Here is a 24528-nt window from a genome sequence, read left to right on the forward strand (position 1 = left end):
GCGCTATCCGTGATGGGCCGCGACGGTCTTCAGGGTGGTGAAGGCATAGAGCGCCTCGAACCCCTTCTCGCGACCGTGGCCCGACCTGCCGACGCCGCCGAAGGGCAGTTCAACCCCGCCCGCCGCGCCGTAGTTGTTGATGAAGACCTGTCCGGCCCGCAGCCGTTTCGCCAGGCGCATCTGTCGGCCGCCGTCGGCGGTCCAGACGCCCGCGACCAGGCCGTAATCGGTGCCGTTGGCGATGGCGACGGCGTCGTCTTCCGTGTCGAACGGAATGACGACGACGGCGGGGCCGAAGATTTCCTGCTGCGCCAGCGGATGGTCGGGCGCGACGTTTGCGAACAGGGTCGGGGCGACATAGGCGCCGCCGGACGGCAGGTCGGTCAGCGTCGCCTGCGCGACGATCAGGCCGTCGGCGCGGCCCTTGTCGATGAAGCCTTCGACCATGGCCTGCTGCTTCTTCGACACCAGCGGGCCGACGTCGCGGTCGTCCATCGCGGGACCGACAGTCAGGGCCGCGAAGCGCTCGGCCATGCGGCGCACGACCTCGTCATAGACGCCGCGCTGGACCAGGACGCGCGATCCGGCCGAACAGGTCTGGCCTGCGTTCTGGACGCCTGCGTTGACCAGGAAGGGCAGGGCCTTGTCCAGATCGGCATCGTTGAACACCAGCTGGGGCGACTTGCCGCCCAGCTCCAGCGTCACCGGCACGGCGTTGACCGCCGCCGCCTGCTGGATGGCCACGCCGACCCCGGTTGAGCCGGTAAAGGACAGGTGGTTGATCCCCGGATGGGCGGCCAGCGCCGCGCCCGCCTCGGCGCCCGCGCCGGTCACGACGTTCAGCGCTCCAGCAGGCAGGCCGCAGTCGGCGGCGATGTGGGCGAAGGCCAGCGCGGTCAGCGACGCCTGCTCTGCGGGCTTCAGCACCACGGCGTTGCCGACGCACAGGGCGGCCACGACCGAGCGGCCGATGATCTGCATCGGATAGTTCCACGGGATGATGTGGCCCGTCACCCCGTGCGGCTCGCGCAGGGTGTAGACGGTGTAGCCGTCCTGGAAGGGAATGGTTTCGCCGTGCAGCTTGTCGGCTGCACCTGCATAGAATTCGAGATAGCGGGCCAGGGCGATCACGTCGTTGCGGGCCTGCTTCAGCGGCTTGCCGACGTCCAGCGCCTCAAGCTCGGCCAGCAGGTCGATGCGGGCTTCGACCTCGCGTCCCATGCGGGCCAGAATGCGCCCGCGCTCGACCGCCGTCATGCGGCACCAGTCTCCGTCGAAGGCGGCGCGCGCGGCGCGGACGGCGGCGTCCACGTCGGCAGCGGTTCCGGCGGCCAGGGCGCCCATGACCTGGCCCGTCGACGGGTTCTCGATCGGCAGGGTCGCCTCACCCCCTGCGGGGCGCCAGACGCCGTCGATGAAGACCTTATCCGTGGAGAAGGGCGCGACCATAATCTCATGCTCACTGCGAAGGCGATCCCCCTCTGGTTCGCCGTCCAGGATAGTGGGCACGATAACGGATCAGGCGCCAAGCCCTTTATGGTTTTTGTCTAAGCCACTGATTTTACGTTCGGGATGCTCAATAAAATGAGCATTTGACGCTGGGATAAGCAGGCGCGGGCTGCTTTTGATGCGGCGGCTCCTGAACGGCAGGGCGCCCCGATGGAGGCCGGACCTGGAATCGAACCAGGCTGGACGGATATGCACTCCGCCGCGTAACCGCTCCGCCATCCGGCCATCGGGGCGAGGCGTCTGGATAGCAGGCGGCGCCGGGGGCCGCCTGGGCCGGTTGCGGATTAGCGGGGGCGCCGGTCGCAGCGCCCCCGGGCTTGGTCAGTCGGCGGCCTGTTCCGCCTGTTCGGCCTCGCGACGGGCGACGCTGAAGCGACGGCCGTAGAGCAGATAGGCGCCGACGCCGATCACGTTCCAGATCAGGAACCACATCTGGGTCTTCTGCGGCAGGCTAGCCAGCAGATACAGGCAGCCGGCGATGGCGATCGGGCCGATGACCCAGGCCAGCGGCGTGCGGAACCCGCGCGGCAGATCAGGCGAGCGGCGGCGCAGGATCAACATGCACAGCGCCACCGAGCTGAAGGCCACCAGGGTCCCGGCGTTGGCCAGGGCGACGATCTCGTCCAGCGGGAAGAACAGGGAGATGGTCCCCACCACGGCGGCGGTGAACAGGGTGATGCGCAGGGGCGCGCCCTTGGCCGACAGCTGCGACAGGCCGCGCGGCAGCAGGCCGTCGCGCGCCATGACGAAGAAGATGCGGCTCTGGCCATAGAAGAAGGCCAGGATGACGGTCGGCAGGGTCAGCACCGCCGTCACGGCCAGGAAGTGGGCGGCGCCGGGCTGGCCGATCTCGCGCAGGATCAGGGCCAGCGGCTCGGGGCTGTTGGCGAACAGGGTGAAGGAGGTGGCGCCCAGGGCCGCCGTGGCGATGACGGTGTAGATGGCCGCGCAGGCCAGCATGGAGCCGACGATGCCGATGGCCAGATCGCGCTTGGGATTGCGGGTTTCCTCGGCCGCCGTGGCGATGGCGTCGAAGCCGTAGAAGGCCGAGAAGATGATGGCGGCGGCGGCCATGATGCCGCGCTCGACTCCGTCCTCGCCCATGGTGCGGCCGAAGCCGAAGGGGCTGAACGGCTCCAGATTGGCGGCGTTGAAATGGGGCAGGGCGAACCAGACGAACAGCACCAGGGCCGACAGCTTCACGACCACCAGCGCCAGGTTCAGCGTGGCGCTCTTGCGGGTGCCGATGATCAGCATTCCGGCGATGACTAGGATGATGAACAGGGCGGGCACGTTGGCGACGCCGCCCGCGTGCGGTCCCTGCATCAGGGCCATGGGCAGGCCCAGCCAGTCGTGCAGCAGGGGCGCCGCATAACCGGACCAGCTGACGGCCACGGCGCTGACCACCAGGCTGTATTCCAGGATCAGGCTCCAGCCGATGACCCAGGCGACGACCTCGCCGATGACGACGTAGTTGTAGGTATAGGCGCTGCCCGAGGCGGGGATGGTCGAGGCCATCTCGGCATAGGCCAGGGCGGCGCAGGCGCAGACGAAGCCCGCGATCAGGAAGGACAGCAGGACGGCCGGTCCGGCCTTGTCCGCGCCGATGCCGATCAGGGTCAGGATGCCGGTGCCGACGATGGCGCCCACGCCCATGGCCACGAGGTGCGGCCAGCTGAGGCTGCGGGCCAGACTGCGCTCCTGAGCGTCGACAGTGATGCGCTTGCGCACGTTCCAGCCCGCCATGGGTAATCCAGTTCGTTACTGATGGAATTGAGCCGACCCAAAGGCCCGGCGCGCCCTGTTGCGACAGACGCGGCGTGGACACAAGCGCCCCTTTTGTCGAACCGGATCTGAAAGGCGTTCCGATAGCGGATCGTTCGTCACCGAAACGGCGATGAATCTGCAAGGAACGTACGTTGATCCTTCACTGAAACGCGCAAGCTTCCGTAACAGCAGTCGCTATCCATCCGCTGGAGGCAGGGGGAGGAGAGGCCGTCCGGGACAGGATCGGCCGCCCGCTGTCGCATCCTTTGACCAGACCGGTGGAATGACGATGAACAGCAGCTTCAAGACCCTGCTCGCAGTGGCGGCCAGCGCGCTGGCCCTGGCGGCCTGCGGCGGTTCGGCCGAGGTGGCCTCGCCGGGCGAAGGCGACTTCGGGAACGGCAACGGAAACGGCAATGGCAACGGCAATGGAAATGGCAATAGCGGCAACGGCCAGGCGGCCGCCGACTGCCCGGCCGGCTTCGCCAACGTCGGCACCATGGCCAACGGGACGCTGCGTAACTGCCAGCTGCCGCAACAGATCAACGGCGGCCTGACGGTGCCGCTGCGCGCGGGCACCATCTATTCGATCTCGGGCCGCACGGCGGTGGGCGTGGATCGCGGCGTGGATGCGGCCTCTTCTACGGGTACGCAGGGCGTGCTGACGATCGAGCCGGGCGTGACCATCTTCGCCTCGGGAGGCGGCGACTACCTGCTGATCAACCGCGGCTCGCAGATTTATGCCGAAGGCACGGCCGCCAAGCCGATCATCTTCACCAGCCGCCAGAACGTCGAAGGCTCGACCAATGAGAATTCGCACGGCCAGTGGGGCGGCGTCGTCATCGCCGGCCGTGCGCCGCAGGCCAACTGTCAGCTGACCGCCCCGATCACCTGCACCGGCCAGGTCGAGGGCACCAACGCCTTCTACGGCGGCGGCGACGCCAACGATAACTCGGGTCGTATGCGTTACGTCCAGATCCGCTATTCGGGCTTTGAAATCTCGACCGGCAACGAGCTGCAGGCCCTGACCCTGGCGGGCGTCGGCGCGGGCACCGTCATCGAATACGTCCAGTCCTACAACTCGTCGGACGACGGCATCGAAATCTTCGGCGGCAACGTCAATCTGAAACACATCGTCATCAACGGCGCCGATGACGACGGCTTCGACACCGACACCGGCTGGCGCGGCGGCGCCCAGTTCGGCATCGTGACCCAGCGCGCCCCGAACGCGACCAGCCGCTCGGCCGGGTTCGAGTTCTCGGCCGCCCCGGCCGCCACGCCGCTGGCCCAGCGCTATAACTCGCAGCCCAAGATCGCCAACTGGACGCTGGTGGGCCGCAACTCGCCGACCGACGCCCACACCGTCGCCCACTTCGACACGGGCACGAAGGCGACCGTCGTCAACTCGGTCTTCACCAGCGTTTCCGGTTCGAGCGCCGGCTGCCTGGACATCGCCGATGCCGATACGGCCAGCGTGAACCCGGTGTTCAACTCGGTCTTCATGTCCTGCGGCATCTCCTACCGCGCCAGCGGCGCCGCCCGCTCGGAGCCGATCTTTACGGCTGGCTCGAACAACACGGCCAAGGGGACCTCGACCCTGACCGCCCCGACGGCCGGGATCACCATCACGAACCAGACCCTGACCTTCATCAACGGCGCCAATGAGACCGCCGTGACGCCGGTGAAGGCTTCCAGCCTCCATTCCTTCTTCGTCGACACCGACTACATCGGCGCCGTGAAGAACGCCTCTGACACGTGGTGGCAGGGCTGGACCTGCGGCCTGACGGCCAACCTGAAGTGCTGATGAACCCTGTGGCGAGGCGGCGGTCCGAAGGGGCCGCCGCTGACCCTTTGAGCGTCCAGCCTCACTCGACCTACGCAAGGCAGCCGAACATGAAGACCAAGACCCTGACCCGTAACGGGCTGCTGCTGGCCAGCAGCGCCCTTGTGGCCGCTTTCGGCGCGCCCAGCCTCGCGCTCGCCCAGGCGTCCGCCCCCGTCGTCGCCCCCGTCGTCGCCCCCGTCGCCGCCCCTGTCGCTGCCGTGGCCCTGAGCAACGACCTGCCTGCCGATCCGACCAGCCCGGATCAGGTGTCGCAGACCCCGGCCACTCAGCTGGGCGACATTGTCGTGCTGGGCCGCAACATCCCTGAGCCGAACCGTCAGAGCGCCGAGGTGGCTGCTTTCCTGACGACAGAAGACCTGCAACGCACCGGCGATTCCACCGCCGCCGCCGCCCTGACCCGCGTGACCGGCCTGTCGATCGTCGACGGGCGCTTCGTCTATGTGCGCGGTCTGGGCGAGCGCTATTCTTCGGCTCTGCTGAACGGCTCGCCCCTGCCCAGCCCCGAGCCGCTGCAACGCGTAGTGCCGCTGGACCTGTTCCCCTCCAGCATTCTGGCGGGCGTGACGGTTCAGAAGTCCTATTCCCCCAACTATCCGGGCGAGTTCGGCGGCGGGATCATTGACCTGCGCACCGTGGACGCCCCGGCCGAGCCGTTCCTGACATTCAAGGCGGGCATCGGCGGCAACACCAAGACGACCGCCCGTGACAACCTGGTCTATTATGGCTCGGACACCGACTGGACCGGCTTTGACGACGAGACGCGCAAGACCCCTGGTCGCATCGCCCAGGCCTTCCGCATGGGCCAGCAGATCAACAGCGCCAACTTCTCGCCCGAAGCGCTTCAGGCGATGGGCCGGTCGCTGGTCAATGCCCCGCTGCGCCTGATGCAGCGCCAGCAGACGCCGGTCGACGGCAGTCTGGAGCTGGCGGGCGGCTTCCGCACCCCGACCGGGATCGGCGATCTGGGCGTCATCGCCGTGGCCGGTTACGACAATTCGTGGCGCGCGCGTCAGGCCATTCAGGAAAAGGCCCAGTTCGAGGGCGATATCCTGAAGCCCATCTCGCCCAAGGATGTGGAGTCAAACCAGAACGACGTGCGCCTGAACCTGCTGGGCGGGCTGTCGCTGACCCGTGGCGATCATGAGGTGAAGTGGACGAACCTCTATGTCCGCACCACGACCAAGCGCGCCCGCATCTCCAGCGGCCCGGATTTCGACGCGGGCGACAGCATCATCCGCAACGACTACACGGAATGGTTCGTGCGCCAGCTGTTCAGCAGCCAGCTGGCGGGCGAGCACTACTTCGGCGTCGACGGCGCGTGGAAGCTGGACTGGCGCGCGGCCTACGCCAAGACGTCGCGCGACGCCCCCTATGAATCGCGCTTCCAGTACGGCGTCGACGGGCAGGGGCGGCTGATCCACAACGTTCAGGGCAATCAGATTTCGTTCAGCGAACTGGACGACAAGGTGTGGTCCGGCGGCGCGGACCTGGCCTACAGCCTGCCGATGGCGGCGGGGCGTGAGGCGACCATCAGCATCGGCGCCTCGACGCTGGACAACACCCGTTCGGCCGAGCGTCACGACCTGCAGTTCGAGGCCGTCAACGGCCTGACCGACAGCCAGCGCCGGGCGCGGATCGACTATCTGTTCTCGGACTACAACATCAATCCGTGGACGTTGCAGCTGCGCGAGATCGCCGGGTCGAACGGCGCCAACGCCTATGACGCGCAGATGAAGGTCAACGCCGTCTACGCCATGGTCGACGCCGAGTTCGTGCCGACCGTGCGCACCACCTTTGGCGTCCGCTTTGAGGACGGACAGCAGAGCGTGACGCCGCGCGATCTGTTCGGCGGGACCTCGTCCTATGAAGAGACCGAGATCAAGGAGCAGTATTGGCTGCCGTCGTTCACGGCGACCTGGAACTTTGCTGAAGACCAGCAACTGCGCTTCAGCGCCTCCAAGACGATCGGCCGTCCGCAGTTCCGCGAACTGGCGCCCCAGGCCTATACGGACCCGGAAAGCGACCGCATCTTCATCGGCAACCCCTATCTGACGGACACCGAAATCCTGAACCTGGACGCGCGCTGGGAATGGTATTTCGGCCGCCAGCAGTTCGTCACGGCGGGCGTCTTCTACAAGAACCTGGACAAGCCGGTCGAGGCGATGATCGTCGACGTCGGCAACCAGCGCCAGCAGTCCTTCCTGAACGCGCCCGAAGCGACCGTCATGGGCGTCGAGGCCGAGGTGAAGAAGTATTTCGAGTTCGCCGATCAGGGCGCCTTCATCGCCAACAAGCGCTGGCTGGTGCAGGCCAACTACACCTGGTCGGACTCCGAGATTTCGGTGGGTGAGAACGACACCGTCATCACCCTGAGCGGCGCCGGCGCCCCGCAACCGGCCCGCGCCTTCCTGCAGGACGGCAGCCGTCTGCAAGGCCAGTCCGAACACGTCGCCAACCTGCAACTGGGTTGGGAAGACGACACGGCGCGGTCGCAGGCGACGCTGATCCTGAACTATGTGTCGGAGCGGATCACGGCGCGCGGCGCGGGCCTGAATGCGGCGCGCGAGCCGGACTATATGCAGGAGCCGGGCGCCTTCCTCGACTTCGTCTATCGCAAGGACTTCACCGTGAAGGGCCGCGATCTGGGCTTCGCCCTGGAGCTGCGCAACCTGCTGGGAACCGGGTTCGAGGAATACCAGGAGAAGGGCAACAAGATCCGCATCAACAAATACGATCTGGGCCAGAGCGCCTCGGTCAGCCTGACCGCCCGTTTCTAGGACACGGACGCGTCGGACATTCGAGCCGGGAGGTCATGCGGCCTCCCGGCTTTTTCTTGCTTCCTCTCCTGATGGGGGAGGGTGACGGTTGCGCGTCATTCACTCCGAATACGCCGCAGTTGTCGTGACAACTTCTTGGCCCTGTCATGGTTCGGAGCGAGCCGGGTACGGAGCATCCGACTAGGGAGGGTCTGCGGCCGCGAAAGGCCGTTGGGGATGTCTTCCTTGTTCGCTGGCCTTCGCAAATCGAGCGCCGTTTCGCCGGGCAGGATCAGCCTGTCCCTGCGCGGAATTCGTCGACCTCCGCTGCGGCGCATCATTGAGGCTGGACTGGCGGTTCTGCTGATAATTCAAGCAGGAAGACTGGTCTGGCTGTTCGTGGAATCGACGCCGCAGACGGTGCAGGCCAGGCCCTTGCCCGATGTCGACATGGGCGTGCTGACGCGCTTCGACGCCTTCTTCCGTAACGGCGGGGGCGGGACCGAGGCTGCGTCGTCGGACAGCGGCGGATTGACCCTGTTCGGCGTGCGCGCGGACGGCGCGGGCGGCGGATCGGCCATCATCGGCCTGTCGGATGGACGCCAGGTTTCGGTCGCCGCGGGTGAGGAACTGGAGCCGGGGCTGACCCTGACCTCGGTCGCGCCCGACCACGTCATGCTGTCGCGCGGCGGCGCAGCGTTCCGCCTCGACTTTCCCGATATGACGCCGACAGCGCCCGTGACGCCGACCCAGCCCGCGGCGCCCGCGCCTGAACCGGCCTCCACCGAAGGGGCGGTGGTCGATCCGCAGCGCCTGATCGCACAGGCGGGATTGCGGCCGCGCATTCAGGGGCTGGGCGTCAACGGCCTGACCGTTTCCGCCTCGGGCGACGGGGGCGAACTGCGCAACGCCGGCCTGCGCTCCGGCGACGTCATCCTGTCGGTCAACGGCACGGCCCTGAACAGCCCGCAGGCGCTCGCCGCCCTGCGTGGGCAACTGGCCGACGCCCCCTCGGCCCAGATCCAGTTCGAGCGCGACGGTCAGGTCCGCTCCACCACCTTAAGGACGCGCCCATGAAGGCTCGCAGCCGCTCTCTGTTCACCGGCGTTCTGGCCGCTGTTCTGGCGGTCCAGCCGCTGGCCGCCGCGCCGGTGATCGCGCAGGAGGCGCGCCAGACGCTGAACGTCCAGAACGCCGACATCCGCGCCTTCGTGCAGGATGTGGCGCGCACGACCGGGCGCACCTTCATCGTCGATCCGGCGGTGACGGGCACGGTGACGGTGTCCAGCCCGCGCCCCCTGACTCGCGCCCAGCTGTTCGAGGTCTTCCTGTCGACGCTGCGGGCCAATGGTCTGGTGGTGACGCCGACGTCGTCGGGCGCCTATCGCATCAGCCCGGCGCAGGGCGCGGCGCAGGGCCCGGCCACCGTCGGGGCCGAGCGGTTCTCGACCGAGGTCTTCACCCTTCGCCATATCGACGCCGCCTCGGCCGCCGAAACGATCCGACCTCTGGTCGGGGCGCAGGGGCAGGTGCTGGCCAATCCCGGCGCCAACAGCGTGGTGGTGGCCGACTTCGCCGACAATCTGTCGCGCATCCGGACGCTGGTCGGCCGCATCGACGTGGACCGTTCCGCTTATGAGGTCGTGGCGCTGGAGAACGCCTCGGCGCGCGAGATCGCAGGCGTGCTGCAACAGGTGACGGGCGGCCCCGGCGGGCCGGGTCTGGTGACGATTACGCCAGTGGAAAGCTCCAATGCGCTGGTGCTGCGCGGCGACGGTCAGGCGCTGTCGCGGGTGCGCGGCCTGATCGCCGACCTGGATGGTCGGGCGCGGGCCAGTCAGGACGTCAACGTCGTCTTTCTGGAGCATGCCAACGCCGAGCAGTTGCTGCCGGTCCTGCAACAGATCGTGGGCCAGCCTGCGGATGCGGCGGCTGCGTCGTCGCCCCGTCTTCGCACGGCCCGCGCCGGGGCGAACCAGACTGGCGGGGGCATGGGGCAGGGCGGCCTGACCACGGCGGACGAGGGCGACAGCGGGCCGATCGGCTCGACCACAGTGACCGCCACGGGCCAGCGCGCCACCATCGCCCGCTTCCCCGGCGCCAACGCCCTCGTCATCTCCGGCCCGGCGGACCTGCAACGCACCCTGACCGAGGTGATCCGCCAACTGGACGTGCGCCGCCAGCAGGTGCTGATCGAGGCCATCGTCGTCGAACTGAGCGACAAGGCCGTGCGCGATCTGGGCGTTCAGTGGCTGATGGCGGGCGAAAACGGCGTCGGCCTGACCAACTATTCCACGCGCGCGACGCCGCTGGTTCCCATCGCAGGCGGGGCGGCGGCGGGGCAGCTGGACAAGGACGACCCCATGCGCGAGCGGTTGCAGAACCTGGCTCTGAACAGCCTGCTGGGCGCCAATGGCTTCGTCGGCGGGGCGGGCGGCAAGTGGGGCGACGGCCTGTTCGGCTTCATCATCAATGCGGCCAAGACGGATGCGGGCTCCAACCTGCTGCAGACCCCGTCGATCATGACGCTGGACAACGAAGAGGCCACCTTCCTGGTGGGGCAGGAGGTGCCGATCACCACCGGTCGGGCCATTCTGGACGGCAACTCCAACCCCTTCACCACGACCCAGCGCAAGGACATCGGGGTGCGCCTGACGGTGCGGCCCCAGATCAATGCGGGCGGCTCCATCACCCTGACGCTGCGGCAGGAGGTGTCGAGCATCAACGGCCTGCTGACCAGCGGCGCCAGCGACCTGATCCTGGACAAGCGCGAACTGGAGACGACGCTGGTGGTCGATGACGGCGACATCGCCGTCGCGGGCGGCCTGCTGGATCAGAACGACCGGCTGGAGACCAGCAGGGTGCCGGGGCTGGGCGACATTCCGGGCGTCGGCGTCCTGTTCCGCTCGACCAGCCGTGAGCGGGGGCGGACCAATCTGATGGTCTTCCTGCGCCCGACCATATTGCGCACCACGGCGGATGCGCAGGGTCTGGCGGCGGATCGCTGGGGCTATATGCGCGGCGAGCAGCAGCGCGTTCATCCCGACCGCGAGCCGAGCCTCGACGCCCTGCTGCGCGACTATATGCAGGCCCAGCCGCCCGCCGTCCCCGTGGCCGGAGAGCCGCTGGTCATCGCCCCTGTCGCGCCGGTCGCGGCGCGGCCGCTGCCGCCGGCAGCGGGGGCCGCCCGGTGATCACCGTCGTCGACCCGCGCCTGCCCTACGGCTTCGCCAAGACCCACGGCGTCCTGCTGCTGGCGGCGGGCGAGGTGATGGCGGTGGGCGTGCGCGAGGGCGCCGAACCTCTGGCTCTGGTCGAGGCGCGCCGTGCGCTGGGCCGCCCGCTGAAGGCGACGCCGCTCAGCGCCGCCGCCTTCGATCGCAAGCTGTCGGAGGTCTATGCGGGCGAGCAACTAACGGCCGCCGACGGCGACGACCTGTCCCTGCCGGTCGGGTTGGACAGTCTGGTGGACGACATTCCGGCGGCGGCGGACCTGCTGGACGCCACGGACGACGCGCCGGTCATCCGCCTGATCAACGGCGTCATCGCCGAGGCCGCCCGCATCGGCGCCTCGGACGTGCATCTGGAAAGCTACGAGACGCGCCTGCTGGTGCGGATGCGGGTGGACGGGGTGCTGCGCGAGGCGCTGAGCCTGAACCCGCGCGTGGCGCCGCTGCTGGTGTCGCGCATCAAGGTCATGGCGCGGCTGGACATCGCCGAGAAGCGCAAGCCGCAGGACGGACGCATCCCGCTGACGCTGGGCGGCAAGTCGCTGGACGTGCGCGTCTCGACCCTGCCGTCGCGGGCGGGCGAGCGGGTGGTGCTGCGGATTCTGGACAAGGATCAGGCCGGGATGACGCTGGATCGGCTGGGCATGGACCCGGCGGCGCTGGAGGCCTTCCGTCATGCGCTGGCCGAGCCGAACGGCATCATCCTCGTCACCGGGCCGACCGGTTCGGGCAAGACGACCAGCCTCTATGCCGGGCTGTCGCTGCTGAACGACGGCTCGCGCAACATCCTGACGGTCGAAGACCCGGTCGAATACGCCATCGAGGGCGTGGGCCAGACGCAGGTGAACCCCAAGGTCGGCATGACCTTCGCCGCCGGTCTGCGCGCCATCCTGCGTCAGGATCCGGACGTGGTGATGGTCGGCGAAATCCGCGACACGGAGACGGCGGCCATCGCCGTTCAGGCATCGCTGACCGGCCACCTGGTGCTGTCGACGGTCCACACCAATGACGCGGCCGGGGCGGTGACGCGCCTGCGCGACATGGGGGTCGAGCCCTTCCTGCTGGCCTCGACCCTGCGGCTGGTGGTGGCCCAGCGGCTGGTGCGCCGCCTGTGCCCGCATTGCCGGATCGAGGAGACGGCGGACAGGGCGACGGCGCGGCTGATCGGGGCTGAGGAAGGCGCGCGCGTCTGGCGGCCGCACGGCTGCGCCGACTGCGGCTCGACCGGCTATGTCGGGCGCATCGGCCTTTATGAAACGCTGACGGTGGACGAGAAGGTGCGTCGCCTGATCGCCTCGGGCGCCGACGAGGACGCGGTGTTCGACGCCGCCTTCGCGCGCGGCGGGACCCTGGCCGACCGGGCGCGGGCGCTGGTGCTGGAAGGCGTCACCTCCGTCGAGGAGGCCCTGCGCGTGGCGCGTCAGGAAACCGCTGCCGAAGAGGTTGCGGCCTGATGGCGGCCTTTGACTATATCGCAGCCGATGCGGTCGGGCGGACGGTCAGCGGCTCTGTGACCGCCGCCGATGAGGCCGCTGCGCGCAAGGTTCTGGCGAAGCGTCAGCTGGCGCCGTTGCAACTGTCGCCTGGTCGTTCGGGCGCAGTCGCGGCCTCGGTGAAGGCGGGCAAGGTCGGGCGGCTGTCGCCCAAGGCGCTGGCGCTGACGACGCGGCAACTGGCGACGCTGGTCTCCGTCTCTCCGCTGGAGGAGGCGCTGCGCAACCTGATGCTTCAGGCCGAGCGGCCGAACGTGCGCCGCGTGCTGGAAGGCGTCCATGCCGGGGTGATCGAGGGGCGGCGCCTGTCCGACGCCATGGGCCAGCAGGGCGCGGCCTTTCCGCCGCTGTATCGCGCCATGACGGCGGCGGGCGAACAGTCGGGCGCGCTTCAGCCCATCCTCGAACGCCTGGCCGACGGACTGGAGCGGGACGAGGTCGTCCGCGGCAAGGTGCTGACGGCGCTGGTCTATCCGTGCGTGCTGGCGGTGGTGGCGCTGGGCGTCATCGTCGCCATGATGACCTATATCGTGCCCAAGGTAGTCGATCAGTTCGACAGCATGGGCCAGACCCTGCCGCTGCTGACGCGGCTGGTCATCGGCCTGTCGGACCTGATGCGGGACTGGGGCTGGCTGATGGCGTTGGTCCTCGCCGCCGTGGTCGCCGCAGGGTTGATCGCGCGGCGTCGCGAGGCGGTGCGGCTGAAGCTGGATGAGTGGGTTCTAAGGCTGCCGCTGGTCGGGCGTCTGACGCGCGACCTGCACGGGGCGCGAATGGCCCGCACCCTGTCGACCATGATCGCGGCGGGCCTGCCGGTGCTGGAGGGGCTGACCATCACCGCCCGCACCGTCTCCAACCGCGCCCTGCGCCGCGCCACCGAACAGATGGCCGAGGCCGTGCGCGAAGGCGGAGGCCTGTCGGCTGCCATGCGCCGCGCCGAGGTCTTCCCGCCCATCCTCGTCTACATGACCGCATCCGGCGAAAGCAGCGGTCGGCTGGAGCCTATGCTGGAGCGCGCGGCCGACTATCTGGAGCGCGAATTCTCCAACTTCACCGCCGTGATGCTCAGCCTGCTGGAGCCGGCGATCATCGTGGTCATGGGCGGGATCGTCGCCGTGATCGTGCTGTCGATCCTGCTTCCCATCCTTCAGATCAACACCCTGGCTCTGGGGTGAGAGAGGCATTGATGTCCGTTCTCAAGACCTGCGCCCGACGCTTGCGCTACATCGCCAAGGCGCGCGTCCAACGCGCTCAAGCAGCGAGCCGCTGCGCGGCGAGCGGTAGCGCACGACAAGGGTTTACCCTTGTCGAGTTAATGGTCGTGATCGTCATCATCGGCCTGTTGGCGACGGTGGTGGCGATCAATGTTCTGCCCAGCCAGGACAAGGCGATGGTCGGCAAGGCGCGGGCCGACATCTCGGTGCTGGAGCAGGCGGTGGAGACCTATCGTCTCGACAACCTGACCTTTCCGACGGACCAGCAGGGGCTGAAAGCCCTGACCGCGCCGCCCGCCGATCTGGCGCGGCCGGAACGCTATCGCCAGGGCGGCTATGTCCGCCGCCTGCCGGAAGACCCGTGGGGCAATCCCTACCAGTACCGCCGCCGCAGCGCCCATGGCGGCCAGTTCGACATCTGGTCCTTCGGCGCCGACGGCCAGGAAGGGGGCGAGGGGAATGACGCCGACATCGGCAACTGGCAGGGCTGAGACGCACCCTCGTTTTGCTCGCTCGGCAGCCGTGGAAACGTCCAAACGCGCTGAAGAAGCGAGCAGCCGCGCGGCGAGCGGTAGCGCACGACAAGGGTTTACCCTTGTCGAATTAATGGTCGTCATCGCCATCATCGGCGTGGCGGCAGGGGCGGTGATGCTGTCCATACCGGACCCGCGGCCGACGCTGGCGGTCGAGGCAGAGCGGCTCGCCGCTCGTCTCACGCTGGCGCGTGAAGAGGCCGTGATGACCAACCGCCCTGTGGCCCTGCGCGCCGATGCGGCGGGCTATGGTTTTGAGAGCTTCGACGGCGCCGTCTGGACGCCGTTGACGGGCGTTCTGGCGCCGAAGGCGTGGGGCGAGGGGGCCGCCGTCGCCGGAGCCGGAGCCGCCCGCGCCGTGTTCGATCCCACCGGCGGCGCCGACGCCGCCAGTGTTCGGCTGGAGCGAGAGGGCCGCTCCGTCACCGTCGCCATCGACGGGGCGGGCGAGGTGACGATCCATGAGTGAGGGTTCGTCCCGCGCGGGCTTCACCCTGATCGAGTGTCTGGTGGCGCTGGCCGTGTTCGGTCTGGCGGCGATGGCGCTGCTGAACCTGTCGGGCGAGAGCACGCGCTCGGCGGCGCGGGTCGAGACGCGGACGCTGGGCGGCATCGTCGCCGACAATGTGGCCGCCGAGGCGATGATCGCGCGCGATCTGCCCAGCGGCAGTTCGGGCGGTCAGGCCTCGCTGGGCGGGCGCGAGTGGCGCTGGGTGCGGGTGGTCAGCGCGACGGATATGCCGGGCGTCGGTCGCATCGACGTGCGCGTCTTCGCCGATGAGGAACAGGCTGCCGAGCGCGTGCTGTTCCGGGCGGCGGGCGCATGAGGAAAGATCGCCGATCCGCTCAAGCAGCGAGCCGCCGCGCGGCGAGCAATAGCGTCTTGGTATTTGCTCAAGCAGCGAGCCGCCGTGCGGCGAGCAATAGCGGAAGAAAAAGAGCCGGATTTACACTGGTTGAGGTGATGATCGCTCTGTTGATCTTCGCCTTGCTGGCGGGGGCGGGCGCGCTGGTGCTGGGCCAGTCGATCGAGGCGCGGTTCGCGGTGAAGGCGAACGCGGACCGGGTGGCGGCGCTGCAACGCACGCGGGCGCTGTTGCGCGCTGATCTGGCGCAGGCGACGGCGCGGCGGGTGCGCGGGCCGACGGGGCGGCCGGCGCCGCAGGCGATTATGGGGCCGCAACAGCCGGGCGATCTGCTGCTGGTGCTGGCCCGCAGTGGGTGGAGCAACCCGGACAGCGCGCCGCGCGCCTCCTTACAGCGTGTCGAATACCGGCTGGTCGAGGATCGACTGGAACGCCGCGTGGCCCCTTATCTGGACGGGGCCCGGGCCGGGCCGCCGCAGGTGCTGTATCGCGGGGTGAAGGAGGCGCACATCGCCTTCATCCAGAACGGGTCCGAGGCGCCCGCCTTCTCCGCCAGCAGCGACCGGCCCCTGCCGGACGCCGTGCGGGTGACGCTGACGCTGGACGGCTTCGGCCCGGTCGAGCAACTGTTTCTGGTCGCCGCCGCATGAAGGCGGGCGCGCGCGATCGTCGGGGCATGGCCCTGCTGACCGTCCTGCTGCTGGTGGCGGTGATGGCGGCGCTGTGCGTGGTGCTGCTGGACGATGTGCGCTTTTCCGTGCGCCGCACCACCAACGCCGAGAGCCAGGCGCAGGCGCAAGCCTATGCGGCGGGGGCGGAGGCGCTGGCGCGGCGGCGGCTGTCTGATCTGGTCCGCGCCGATCCCGCGCGTACGCCGCTTCAGCCCCAGTGGAACGGCCGCGTCTTCGCCCTGCCGCTGGAGGAAGGCGAGGGACGGGCGGTGATCCGCGACGGCCAGTCGTGCTTCAACCTGAACAGTCTGGTGCTGGGGCAGGGCGAGGATCTGATCGCCCGGCCCGAAGGCGCGGTGCAGTTTATCGCGCTCGGCGAGGCGCTCGGCCTGCCGCGCGGGCGTATGGCGGCGGTCGCGGCGGCCCTGACCGACTGGATGGACGGCGACGACGAGGTCTCGCCACAGGGGGCGGAAGACGCCGCCTACGCCAGCCGCCCGACGCCGTATCGCACCGGCGGGGTCATGCTGGCTGAGATCAGCGAGCTGCGCGCTGTGGCGGGAGTGGACGACGAACTCTATCGCCGTCTGAGGCCCTATCTGTGCGCCTTGCCGGAGGCGCGGCTGTCGCCCCTGAATGTGAATACGCTGGAGCCGCAGGACGCTGTGCTGCTGGTCGCCATCAGTCGGGGCTTGGTGGGGCTGAATGCGGCCAAGGCGGCCATCGTTGCGCGCCCGGCGGCGGGGTGGACCAGCCCCGACGCCTTCTGGGCGCAGCCCGCCCTGTCGGGCGTGGTCGTCGATGAAGAGACCAAGGGCCAAGTTACCCTGGCCACCCGCTACTTCGACTTGCGGGTTGAGATCGAACACGGCGACGCCCGCGCCGTCCGCACCGCCCTGATCCACGTCGCGCCCGATGGCGTGGCGCGCACCGTCATCCGTCGCTGGACGCCTGAAGAATGAGCATGGAAGAATGAGCCACGCCCGCATCCTGTTCATCCCGACCAACGCGACCTTGCCCGCGCGTTTCCTGCTGGTTGATCGCGAAGGCCGCGTCGTCGGGCGCGGCGAACTGGACCCGCATCAGGCCGAGGCCCCGCCGCCGATGCGAACCATCGCCGTGGCGCCGGGCGCCGACGTCATGACGCGCTGGCTGGACCTGCCGCCGGGCAATATGGCGCAGGTCAGAGCCGCCGCGCGCTGGGCGTTGCGTGATCAGGCGGCTGACGAGGTGGACGGGCTGGACGTGGCGCTGGGCGCGGCGCCGGTTGGCGGGGGCCCGCGCCTGATGGCGGCGGTGTCGGCCAAGCTGCTGCAGGCGTGGTTGCGCTGGATGGAGACGTTCGACATCCGGCCGGACGTTGTCGTTCCGGATAATCTGTGTCTGCCCGCACCGTTGGATGCGCAGACGCTGACCGCTGCGCAGGTCGGCGCTGATGTGGCTCTGCGCGGGCCGGCCTTCGCCGTGACGGTGCAACCCGATCTGGCGGAGGCGATCGCGGCCGGACGCGCTTTGGACTGGCTGGAGGGCGAGGCGCTGGACGCGGCGCTTGCGGCGGGAGCCTTGGCGGCGCCGGTCGACCTGCTGCAGGTCCATGACCGGCGTGAGCGGGGGCAGGCGGCCAGGGGATGGCGGCTGGCGGCCGGTCTGGCGGCGGCCTTGTTGATCTCGCCTCTGATCCTGATGGCGGCGGAAGGGCTGCGTGACCGGGCGGCGGCGGACCGCGCCGGAGCGGATGCGAGGGCCGCGGCGGTGAAACTCTATCCCGAACTGGCGCCGACGAAGGATGCGGCGCCCGAAGCCCTGCGCCGCCTCGACGCCGGGCCGCCGCCGGGCGGAACCGCACGCGCCTTGGCCGCCGTCTTCGCCGCCGTCGAGCGTTTGCCGGGCGCTGAACTGGACGATGCGGCGCTGGGCGGCGAAGGGCTGCGTGTCGGCCTGACGCACGCGAACTTCAATGATCTGGACGCGGTGCGCGCCGGTCTGTCCGAGGCCGGTCTGGCGGTGGTCGATGAAGCCTCGGCTGAGGAAGGCGGGCGCATGCTTAGCACCCTTAAGATCGGAGGCGCCCGATGAAGGCTCCGTTTTCTTCGATCATCCTCTGGTGGGACGGCCGGACGCTGCGTGAGCGACGGATGTTGGGCCTCATGGGCGCATTGGTGTTGAGCGTTGTCGGCTGGCTGGGCGTGGTGCGGCCTCTCGACGGCTGGAAGGACGACCAGGCGCGCGCCCGCGTCTATGCCGAACGCCAACTGGTGCAGATTGAGACGGCAGTGGTCCAGAGCGGCGCGGCGCCGACAGAGGCTGCCGACCTTCAGGCTCTGGTCGCATCAACGGCCATAAGCGCAGGCGTGGAGCCGGTTCTGGGCATGTCCGAAGGCGGGCGGTTGGGCTTCCGGCTCGAGCGCGTGACGACGGCGCAGGCTTTCGGCTGGCTGGCGGCGCTGGAGCAGGGCGGGGTCCGTATTGAGGAACTGGGCGTGGTCAAGAGCACCGACGGGACGCTGGGCGTCACCGGGGCCGTGATATCAGGCGGCTAGACTCGGCGATCCAGTCTCGCGGATAGGGAGCTCATGCTTTTCCCAGCGTCTCAATATCCTCCGTTGTGGACATATGGTCCGCTTCGGGGCAGGTATCGCAGCCATGAGTTTGCGTTGGGCCCTTCCTTTGATCGGTGCGGCCGTTATGGCGGGTTGTGCGACTGCGCCTGTCGTTGAGACGCATTTATCGTCAACTGTGCCTGATGGCGTGACTCTCTATCATCTGGCGCCTGCTGAGGGGGCGAGCGAGTCTGATCTGGCGGCGGCCCAGGCGGTTCGTCAGGCTCTGGCCGCTCGTGGCTGGCGTGAAGCAGACAGCGGGGCAGCCTGGCGGGTGGAAACCGCCTATGCCGTGCGCCCTCAGAAAACCGGCGTCTTTACTGACGCCGATGCCCGCCAGGGCGAGTGGACAGAGGCTCCGCGTCTGCCTCAATGGTGGAGCCGAGGCCGCGACCTGCACCGTCTGAGCGTGATTCTGACCGGGCCGGGAGATCAGACGAACGTCTATCGCGCCTCAGCGAGCGCCCTGCTGACGCGCCGACAAGCTGACAGCGCGCAGAGTCTGTTGGCTGAGGCAGCGACAGCCAGCCTGCAACTGGACGATTAAGCCGAGCTTCAGTGTGGGTCTATGTCGAGTTGGAGTTTTCACTCGCCTCCACAATGCGCGGCAGGATCAGGATGAAGGTGGCGCCGGGCGAGCCCTCTTCGTGGCGGATGGCGCCGCCGTGGCGTTCGGCGACGGTGCGGACGAAGGCGAGGCCGAGGCCTGCGCCGCGGTGATCGGCGCCGCCGTGGCCGAAGGGCTGGAACAGGCGACGTGCGGCCTCTTCGGACAGGCCGGGGCCCTGATCGCTGACGCGCAGAATGCAGGTCGGGCTGCCGTCTTGCTCGCTGCCGGTCAGGGTGACGTGGATGGCGCCGCCTTCGGGGCCGTATTTCAGGGCGTTGTCGAGCAGGTTGGTGGTCAGGCGGCGCAGCAGGGCGGGGTCGCCCTGGACCAGGAATTCTTCTTCGCCATCAGGGGTATGGATGCGGACGCCTTTCTTCGAGGCTTGAGGCCACAGGATGTCGGCGGCGTCCATGGCGACCTGGCCCAGGTCGAGGATTTCGGAGCGGTAGGGCTGGCTCTCGGCGCGGGCCAACTGGACGTAGCCTTCGGCCAGATCGAGGGTCTGGCGGGCATAGTCGGCGATACGGCGCTGGGCGGTATGGTCCAGGCGGGTCGAAGGTCCGTCCAGCAGCGTCAGGATCGACACCTGCGGGGCGCGCATGTCGTGGCTGAGCAGTTGCAGTGCCTCGGCGCGCTGGCGCTCGGCGGCGCGGAAACGGGTCATGTCGGCGAAGCGGACGATGTGGCCGGCGGGCTGGCCGTCGGAGTCGGTCAGGACGGAGGCCGCCGCCTTCAGCACGCGGCCATCGGGCGTGGTGATCTCTCCGGGATCGCCGTCCGGGTCGAGGAAGCGCCGCCAGGCGGGCTCGCCCAGCGACTGGAACAGCAGGGGCAGGTCGGCGTCGTCTTGCAATCGCTTGCCGAACAGGGCCTCGGCCCTGTCGTTGGACAGGATGATGCGGGCGTAGGGGTTGGCGACCACGGTGGCGTCCGGCAGGCCGCGCAGAGCGTCGGAGATGAAGCGTTCAAGGTCGCGCACCTGACGCACGGCGGCGCGCAGGGCCTCGACCTGACGAGCCACGACGTCGCCGCCTCGGGCGCGGCCAGTCAAACGCACGCCGTCACGCTCGAAGGCGTCGACCTCGCTCTGCATATAGGCCGAGGCGGCGGCCAGTCGGCGCCAGCTCCACAGCGGATAGGCCAGGGCCAGACCGGCGACGGCGGCTGACGGCGGAAACCACAGGCCGAACGCCAGAAAGGCGATGGCGGTCCCGATCAGGGTCACGGCGATCAGCACGCCGCCCAGCGCCATGTTGACCGTCGGGCGCAGGGCCAGAAAGCCCGCAATCAACAGGGCCAGCGGGGCAAGGGACAGGCCGAGGATCCAGCCGGCCGACAGGCTGCGCGGGCCGCCGCCTTCGATCAGGGTCTGGAGCAGGGCGGCCTGAACCTCTACGCCGGGACGCAGGTCGCCGTTCAGGGCGGCCGGGGTGGCGTAGCGGTCGCCCAGACCCGGCGCCGTCGCCCCGACCAGAACCAGCTTGTCTTTCAGGAAGGCGGCGGGCGTTTCGCCGCTCAACACGTCGACAAAGGACAGGGTGCGAAAGGCGCCGGGCGGGCCGCGATAGGTCACGGCCTCGGGTGAGGCGGCGATCAGTTCGTCGCCGTTGTCGGACGCAGCGGGGGCGGGCGGGGCAGGCATGGCGACCCGTGTCTGGGCCAGCGGCAGGATCAGGTGGGGCCAGCTCTGCTGTCCGGCCTGAAGATAGAGCGGCAGGCGACGCACGGCGCCGTCGTCATCGATGGTCAGATTGACGTGGCCCAGTCCTGCTGCGGCTTCGGTCAGAATCGGCGCCGGGGCGTCCTCGCGATAGGCGGCGCCGTTCAGGCCGGGGGCGTCCAGCACGACAGGCAGGCGCACCTGACCGTTGCGCGACAGGGCGACGGCCAGAACGTCATCCAGCGGCGTCGCCTCGGTGAAAAGGACATCATAGGCGACTGGCCCGGCGCTAGCCTGCGTCAGGCGGTCGATCAACCGGGCGTGCAGGTCACGCGGCCAGGGCCATTGTCCAAGCTGTTCAAGGCTGCGGTCGTCAATGGCGATGATGACGACGCCGTCATCGGCCGGTCCCGCCTTGGCCCGCATCAGGACGTCATAGATCAGGTGGTCTGCACGGTTCGCCACGGGCGTCAGCGCCATCCAGCCGACCAGCAGTCCGGCCAGCAGGGCGACTAGCCCCCATTCGATCAGAACGCGGCGGCCGGTCAGGCGGGCGCCGAGCCCGGCTGTCCAGCGCTGTGTCCGCCCGTCGGGCCTCGACATGGCTATCGCCCGATGCGCAACTGCTGCGGCTCGGACCAGGCTTCCAGCAGACGGCCGAAGCGGTGGCGCGCGCCCTGAACCCGCCAGCTGTAAACGCCGGGCGGCAGGTCGCTGAGGGTGAAGGCTTCTTCGGTCAGGCCGGGCTGGTCGACGACCATGGGGCCGTCAGCGGTTCCGTTTTCGGCCTCGCGCCACAGCTGGAAGCGGAAGGCGGCGTCGCCGACGCCTTCGGATTCCCAGCGGAAACGGTAGAAGCGGCGGTGGTCGCGCTGATCCAGCGTCGAGGCCAGACCGCCGACGCCGTTGCGGGCGCGAATGAAGCTGTAGGTGGTTGCCTTGCCTTCCAGTCCTTCGGGCGACAGGGCGGTCAGGCGAAGGAACCAGGCGCCTTCCTCCATCTCGCCGAAGACCAGCGGACCGCCGGGCGCGCTGTCGGCCTCGGCGAAGGCTTCGATCATTCCGGCGTCGCGGGCGACGCGGCCGCGATAACGTTCGGCGCCGGGCAGGGGCTCGATGTCGAAGGCGACCTGAGCCTTTGTCTGCGGCGCATCCGGCCGGGTCAGGGCGGGGGCGGGCAGCAGGGGCAGCAGGCGAACGGCGCCCGCGACGGCGCTGACGCCCTGATCGACCTGGGCCAGGGCCTCGGCGTCGCCGGAGGCGATGGCGACGACGCCCTCCAGAACTTCCGTAGTCGAACGTTCGGCGGCGTCATCGAAGGAGACGCGGAAGTCGGTGCCGCGCACCGCCGAAACGGATACGGGCGTGCGGATGGCGAAGCCGCCGGGGCGGCTGCGCGGCGACACGCGGGACTCGGCGCGGCCCGCCTCGACCGTCATGGCGTGGTCGACAGCGCCGTTGATGGCGTAGCGGCGCAGGCGGCTGACGCGCACGCGGCTGTTGGACGGCACGACGACATGGCTGCCGTCGGACAGGGCCAGACGGACGAAGGCGTTGGCGCCGGTGCTGAGGACGGCGCCTTCGCGCACGGTCTGACCAGCAGCGGGAGCGGCCGAGCGACCGTCCTGGTTCAGGGTCGCGGCGCCGCGGAAGCCGGCGATGCGGGCTTCGTCAGGATCGGCGCGCAACAGCTCGACCGGGAAGGTCAGGGTGCGGCCGATGGACAGGCGGCGCGGGTCGGCCACGCGGTTCTCGCGCTGGACACGACGGTAATCCAGCGGCCGGTTCATATAGGCGGTCGCCAGGTCGATCAGGGTGTCGCCGGGGCGCACGACATAGTCGAGGGTCTCGACCGCGGCGGATGACGTTGCAGGGCGCGGCGCCGTCGGAGCGGCGGAAGTCTGAGCCGAGACGCTTCCCGCCGCCAGCATCGCCGCCACCGCCAGGGCCGCTGACCAATCCGTCTTCATTGCGCCACCTGCACCGTCATTCAGGCGTCCGGGCCGGATTCGGCCGCTGCGACGCGCTCAAGACGGTATCCGTAGCTGTAAATGGGGGTCAGGCGGAAGCCTCGCTCGGGCCGCAGCTCCAGCTTGTTGCGGATACGCGAGATGTGCATGTCCAGCGAGCGGCTGTTCAGGTCCGGCTCATTGCCCCACACCGTCTCCAGAATATAGGTGCGCGACAGCGCCCGGTGCAGGTTGCGGAACAGCAGCAGGGCCAGGGCGTATTCCTTGGCCGTCAGGGCGATCGCCTTGCCGTCGCGGGTCACGGACCCGGCGGATTCGTGGAAGGACACGCCGTCATACACCTCAATCCCCGGCGTGGTCGGCTGTGCGTAGGCGCGGCGGATCAGGGCGTTGATGCGCGCCGCCAGAACCGGCTTGGACAGCGGCTTGGGCAGATAATCGTCGGCCCCGGCGTCCAGCCCGGCGACGACGTCTTCATCCTCGGCGCGGCTGGTGACCAGCAGCATGGGCGGGGCGGGCTTCAGATTGGTGCGCGCCCAGGCCAGAACCTCCAGACCCGAACGGTCCGGCAGGTTCCAGTCGACGATCAGCATGTCGAAGGTGTCCTTGCGCAGGGCCGAGATCAACGCCTGCCCCCGCGAAAACAGAATGGCGCGATATCCGGCGTCCTGAATGACTTCAGAGACGAACTCCAGCTGGACCGGATCGTCGTCTAATATCGCTATCTTCATGGCTGTGGTGGAACTCCGACGAGAACGCGGGAACCCATAGCGTTGGAACGCTGGTTTTAGAGCATTGTAAAATGTAAAATATAGTCACCAATCGGCGTTTCGCGAATTGAGTGCAAGTTTGTCTGCCTGATGCCGACATAACGACTTGATCCAGCGGCGCACGGTCTTCAGCCGGGCGGCGCCGTGGACCTCTCGGTGAGTGCTGAGCCAGAAGCGTCGTTCGATCAGCACCTGATCGGCCAGAATGCGCGTCAGCCCCTCAGCCAGGAAGCAGGGCAGGACGCCGATGCCGCCGCCCGCCGCCACCATGTCCCGCTGGGCGCGGATGGACGAGGACGCTAGTCGCGGCCGCAGATTGGGCCGGATCTCCTCCAGATAGCGCAGCTCCGGCGCATAGATCAGGTCGTCGACATAGCCGACCATGTCGAAACGGCTCAGATCGTCGATGCTGGCTGGGGCGCCGTGTCGCTTCAGATGTTCGGGAGAGGCGTAGAGCCCCAGCTGATAGGTCGTCAGCGGCTCGACGATCAGGCGCGGGCTGTCGGCGGGGCTGAGGGTGATGGCCATGTCCACCTCGCGGCGGCTGGGCGAAAGGAAGCCGGAACTGGCCGCCAGTTCGACGTTCAGGCCCGGGTGCGCCGCCAGCAGGCCGGGCAGGGCGGGCGCCAGCACGGCGCCGCCGAAGCCTTCCGAGGCGCTGATCCGTACGGCGCCCGCGATCAGGTCGGGCTGGGTGACGCGCCCGGCGGCCTCCATCGCGCTTTCGGCGTCCAGCGCCCGCTCCAGCAGTTGGGCGCCGGTGGCCGTCAGGTGAAGCCCGGCGGCCGAGCGGACCAGCAGGGTTGATTTCAGCGCTGTCTCCAGCCGCGCGACGCGCCGCCCTACGGTGGCCGCGTCCACGCCCAGCCGCTGCGCCGCCGTGGCCAGCGACCCGGCGCGGGCGGCGGCCAGAAACACCCTCAGATCATCCCAGTCGAACATATGCAGATATGCACATCATCACCTGCAAGATTGCAATGGGCCTGACCGATCCGCTCTGCTAGGGCAGGCTTACGAAAAACCATAATCATCG

Annotated in this window: 20 protein-coding genes and 1 tRNA gene; 14 read left to right on the forward strand and 7 right to left on the reverse strand. The window is 68.9% G+C overall.

Annotation, left to right across the window (positions count from 1 at the left end; all coding sequences use genetic code 11):
* Positions 1-3 precede the first annotated feature (3 nt).
* The 3 genes from ACORJG_RS03800 to ACORJG_RS03810 form a co-directional block, all read right to left on the reverse strand.
* Complete coding sequence (locus ACORJG_RS03800) at positions 4-1449, reverse strand: aldehyde dehydrogenase family protein (protein ID WP_427791749.1); 1446 nt, start codon at positions 1447-1449, stop codon at positions 4-6.
* 211 nt (positions 1450-1660) lie between these two features.
* A tRNA-Cys gene (locus ACORJG_RS03805) sits at positions 1661-1734 on the reverse strand.
* Between the two features lie 96 nt (positions 1735-1830).
* Entirely contained in the window at positions 1831-3255 is a 1425-nt protein-coding gene (locus tag ACORJG_RS03810) for an amino acid permease (RefSeq protein WP_427791751.1), read from the reverse strand.
* Between the two features lie 310 nt (positions 3256-3565).
* Here ACORJG_RS03810 and ACORJG_RS03815 point away from each other — a divergent pair, with 310 nt between their 5' ends.
* The 14 genes from ACORJG_RS03815 to ACORJG_RS03880 all read left to right on the forward strand — a co-directional run bounded on the left by ACORJG_RS03815 (position 3566) and on the right by ACORJG_RS03880 (position 19032).
* The gene (locus ACORJG_RS03815; protein ID WP_427791753.1) at positions 3566-5080 is read left to right on the forward strand and encodes a hypothetical protein; all 1515 of its coding nucleotides are present in this window, start codon (positions 3566-3568) and stop codon (positions 5078-5080) included.
* 89 nt (positions 5081-5169) lie between these two features.
* Positions 5170-7899, forward strand: coding sequence for a TonB-dependent receptor domain-containing protein (locus ACORJG_RS03820; RefSeq protein ID WP_427791755.1), 2730 nt, complete (start codon positions 5170-5172; stop codon positions 7897-7899).
* A 216-nt stretch (positions 7900-8115) separates the two neighbouring features.
* On the forward strand, positions 8116-8955 hold the full coding sequence (locus tag ACORJG_RS03825; RefSeq protein ID WP_427791757.1) for a type II secretion system protein N: 840 nt from the start codon (positions 8116-8118) through the stop codon (positions 8953-8955).
* The gene (gspD, locus tag ACORJG_RS03830; protein WP_427791759.1) at positions 8952-11072 is read left to right on the forward strand and encodes a type II secretion system secretin GspD; all 2121 of its coding nucleotides are present in this window, start codon (positions 8952-8954) and stop codon (positions 11070-11072) included. The genes ACORJG_RS03825 and gspD overlap by 4 nt, the downstream gene beginning before the upstream one ends.
* A complete protein-coding gene (gene gspE / locus ACORJG_RS03835; RefSeq protein WP_427791761.1) occupies positions 11069-12562 on the forward strand; it encodes a type II secretion system ATPase GspE in 1494 nt (497 codons plus the stop codon). Before gspD ends, gspE begins: the two co-directional genes overlap by 4 nt.
* Positions 12562-13776 carry a type II secretion system inner membrane protein GspF gene (gene gspF / locus ACORJG_RS03840; protein ID WP_427791763.1) on the forward strand — a complete coding sequence of 405 codons (1215 nt, stop codon included), beginning with the start codon at positions 12562-12564 and terminating at the stop codon, positions 13774-13776. The genes gspE and gspF overlap by 1 nt, the downstream gene beginning before the upstream one ends.
* Before the next feature lie 50 nt (positions 13777-13826).
* Complete coding sequence (gene gspG / locus ACORJG_RS03845) at positions 13827-14306, forward strand: type II secretion system major pseudopilin GspG (protein ID WP_427792955.1); 480 nt, start codon at positions 13827-13829, stop codon at positions 14304-14306.
* Positions 14307-14337: 31 nt separating this feature from the next.
* Positions 14338-14817, forward strand: a complete 480-nt coding sequence (locus ACORJG_RS03850) for a GspH/FimT family pseudopilin (protein WP_427791765.1) — start codon at positions 14338-14340, stop codon at positions 14815-14817.
* Complete coding sequence (gspI, locus tag ACORJG_RS03855; RefSeq protein ID WP_427791767.1) at positions 14810-15175, forward strand: type II secretion system minor pseudopilin GspI; 366 nt, start codon at positions 14810-14812, stop codon at positions 15173-15175. The genes ACORJG_RS03850 and gspI overlap by 8 nt, the downstream gene beginning before the upstream one ends.
* A 56-nt stretch (positions 15176-15231) precedes the next feature.
* Positions 15232-15864: a type II secretion system minor pseudopilin GspJ gene (gene gspJ, locus ACORJG_RS03860; protein ID WP_427791769.1), complete on the forward strand. Its 633-nt coding sequence runs from the start codon at positions 15232-15234 to the stop codon at positions 15862-15864.
* Between the two features lie 26 nt (positions 15865-15890).
* Complete coding sequence (gspK, locus tag ACORJG_RS03865; protein WP_427791771.1) at positions 15891-16847, forward strand: type II secretion system minor pseudopilin GspK; 957 nt, start codon at positions 15891-15893, stop codon at positions 16845-16847.
* Between the two features lie 10 nt (positions 16848-16857).
* On the forward strand, positions 16858-17961 hold the full coding sequence (gspL, locus tag ACORJG_RS03870; RefSeq protein WP_427791773.1) for a type II secretion system protein GspL: 1104 nt from the start codon (positions 16858-16860) through the stop codon (positions 17959-17961).
* The gene (gene gspM / locus ACORJG_RS03875) at positions 17958-18425 is read left to right on the forward strand and encodes a type II secretion system protein GspM (protein ID WP_427791775.1); all 468 of its coding nucleotides are present in this window, start codon (positions 17958-17960) and stop codon (positions 18423-18425) included. Before gspL ends, gspM begins: the two co-directional genes overlap by 4 nt.
* A gap of 208 nt (positions 18426-18633) precedes the next feature.
* Complete coding sequence (locus ACORJG_RS03880; protein WP_427791777.1) at positions 18634-19032, forward strand: hypothetical protein; 399 nt, start codon at positions 18634-18636, stop codon at positions 19030-19032.
* A 19-nt stretch (positions 19033-19051) separates the two neighbouring features.
* Here the strand turns inward: ACORJG_RS03880 and ACORJG_RS03885 are convergent, their stop codons facing one another.
* The 4 genes from ACORJG_RS03885 to ACORJG_RS03900 form a co-directional block, all read right to left on the reverse strand.
* Entirely contained in the window at positions 19052-21358 is a 2307-nt protein-coding gene (locus ACORJG_RS03885; RefSeq protein ID WP_427791779.1) for a CHASE2 domain-containing protein, read from the reverse strand.
* A 2-nt stretch (positions 21359-21360) separates the two neighbouring features.
* A complete protein-coding gene (locus tag ACORJG_RS03890; protein ID WP_427791781.1) occupies positions 21361-22725 on the reverse strand; it encodes a FecR domain-containing protein in 1365 nt (454 codons plus the stop codon).
* Between the two features lie 20 nt (positions 22726-22745).
* Entirely contained in the window at positions 22746-23456 is a 711-nt protein-coding gene (locus tag ACORJG_RS03895) for a response regulator transcription factor (protein WP_427791783.1), read from the reverse strand.
* A gap of 84 nt (positions 23457-23540) precedes the next feature.
* The gene (locus ACORJG_RS03900) at positions 23541-24437 is read right to left on the reverse strand and encodes a LysR family transcriptional regulator (protein WP_427791785.1); all 897 of its coding nucleotides are present in this window, start codon (positions 24435-24437) and stop codon (positions 23541-23543) included.
* Positions 24438-24528: the final 91 nt, after the last annotated feature.

This window comes from Brevundimonas diminuta (genome assembly GCF_050310045.1).
Lineage (GTDB): Bacteria > Pseudomonadota > Alphaproteobacteria > Caulobacterales > Caulobacteraceae > Brevundimonas > Brevundimonas diminuta_F.

Coding starts and splice junctions, on each gene's coding strand:
- ACORJG_RS03810 (WP_427791751.1), bottom strand. CDS start 3,255: ATGGCGGGCTGGAACGTGCGCAAGCGCATCACTGTCGACGCTCAGGAG.
- ACORJG_RS03825 (WP_427791757.1), top strand. CDS start 8,116: ATGTCTTCCTTGTTCGCTGGCCTTCGCAAATCGAGCGCCGTTTCGCCG.
- gspL (WP_427791773.1), top strand. CDS start 16,858: ATGAGCCACGCCCGCATCCTGTTCATCCCGACCAACGCGACCTTGCCC.
- gspK (WP_427791771.1), top strand. CDS start 15,891: ATGGCCCTGCTGACCGTCCTGCTGCTGGTGGCGGTGATGGCGGCGCTG.
- ACORJG_RS03800 (WP_427791749.1), bottom strand. CDS start 1,449: ATGGTCGCGCCCTTCTCCACGGATAAGGTCTTCATCGACGGCGTCTGG.
- ACORJG_RS03815 (WP_427791753.1), top strand. CDS start 3,566: ATGAACAGCAGCTTCAAGACCCTGCTCGCAGTGGCGGCCAGCGCGCTG.
- ACORJG_RS03895 (WP_427791783.1), bottom strand. CDS start 23,456: ATGAAGATAGCGATATTAGACGACGATCCGGTCCAGCTGGAGTTCGTC.
- ACORJG_RS03820 (WP_427791755.1), top strand. CDS start 5,170: ATGAAGACCAAGACCCTGACCCGTAACGGGCTGCTGCTGGCCAGCAGC.
- gspI (WP_427791767.1), top strand. CDS start 14,810: ATGAGTGAGGGTTCGTCCCGCGCGGGCTTCACCCTGATCGAGTGTCTG.
- ACORJG_RS03885 (WP_427791779.1), bottom strand. CDS start 21,358: ATGTCGAGGCCCGACGGGCGGACACAGCGCTGGACAGCCGGGCTCGGC.
- gspF (WP_427791763.1), top strand. CDS start 12,562: ATGGCGGCCTTTGACTATATCGCAGCCGATGCGGTCGGGCGGACGGTC.
- gspD (WP_427791759.1), top strand. CDS start 8,952: ATGAAGGCTCGCAGCCGCTCTCTGTTCACCGGCGTTCTGGCCGCTGTT.
- ACORJG_RS03890 (WP_427791781.1), bottom strand. CDS start 22,725: ATGAAGACGGATTGGTCAGCGGCCCTGGCGGTGGCGGCGATGCTGGCG.
- gspM (WP_427791775.1), top strand. CDS start 17,958: ATGAAGGCTCCGTTTTCTTCGATCATCCTCTGGTGGGACGGCCGGACG.
- ACORJG_RS03900 (WP_427791785.1), bottom strand. CDS start 24,437: ATGTTCGACTGGGATGATCTGAGGGTGTTTCTGGCCGCCGCCCGCGCC.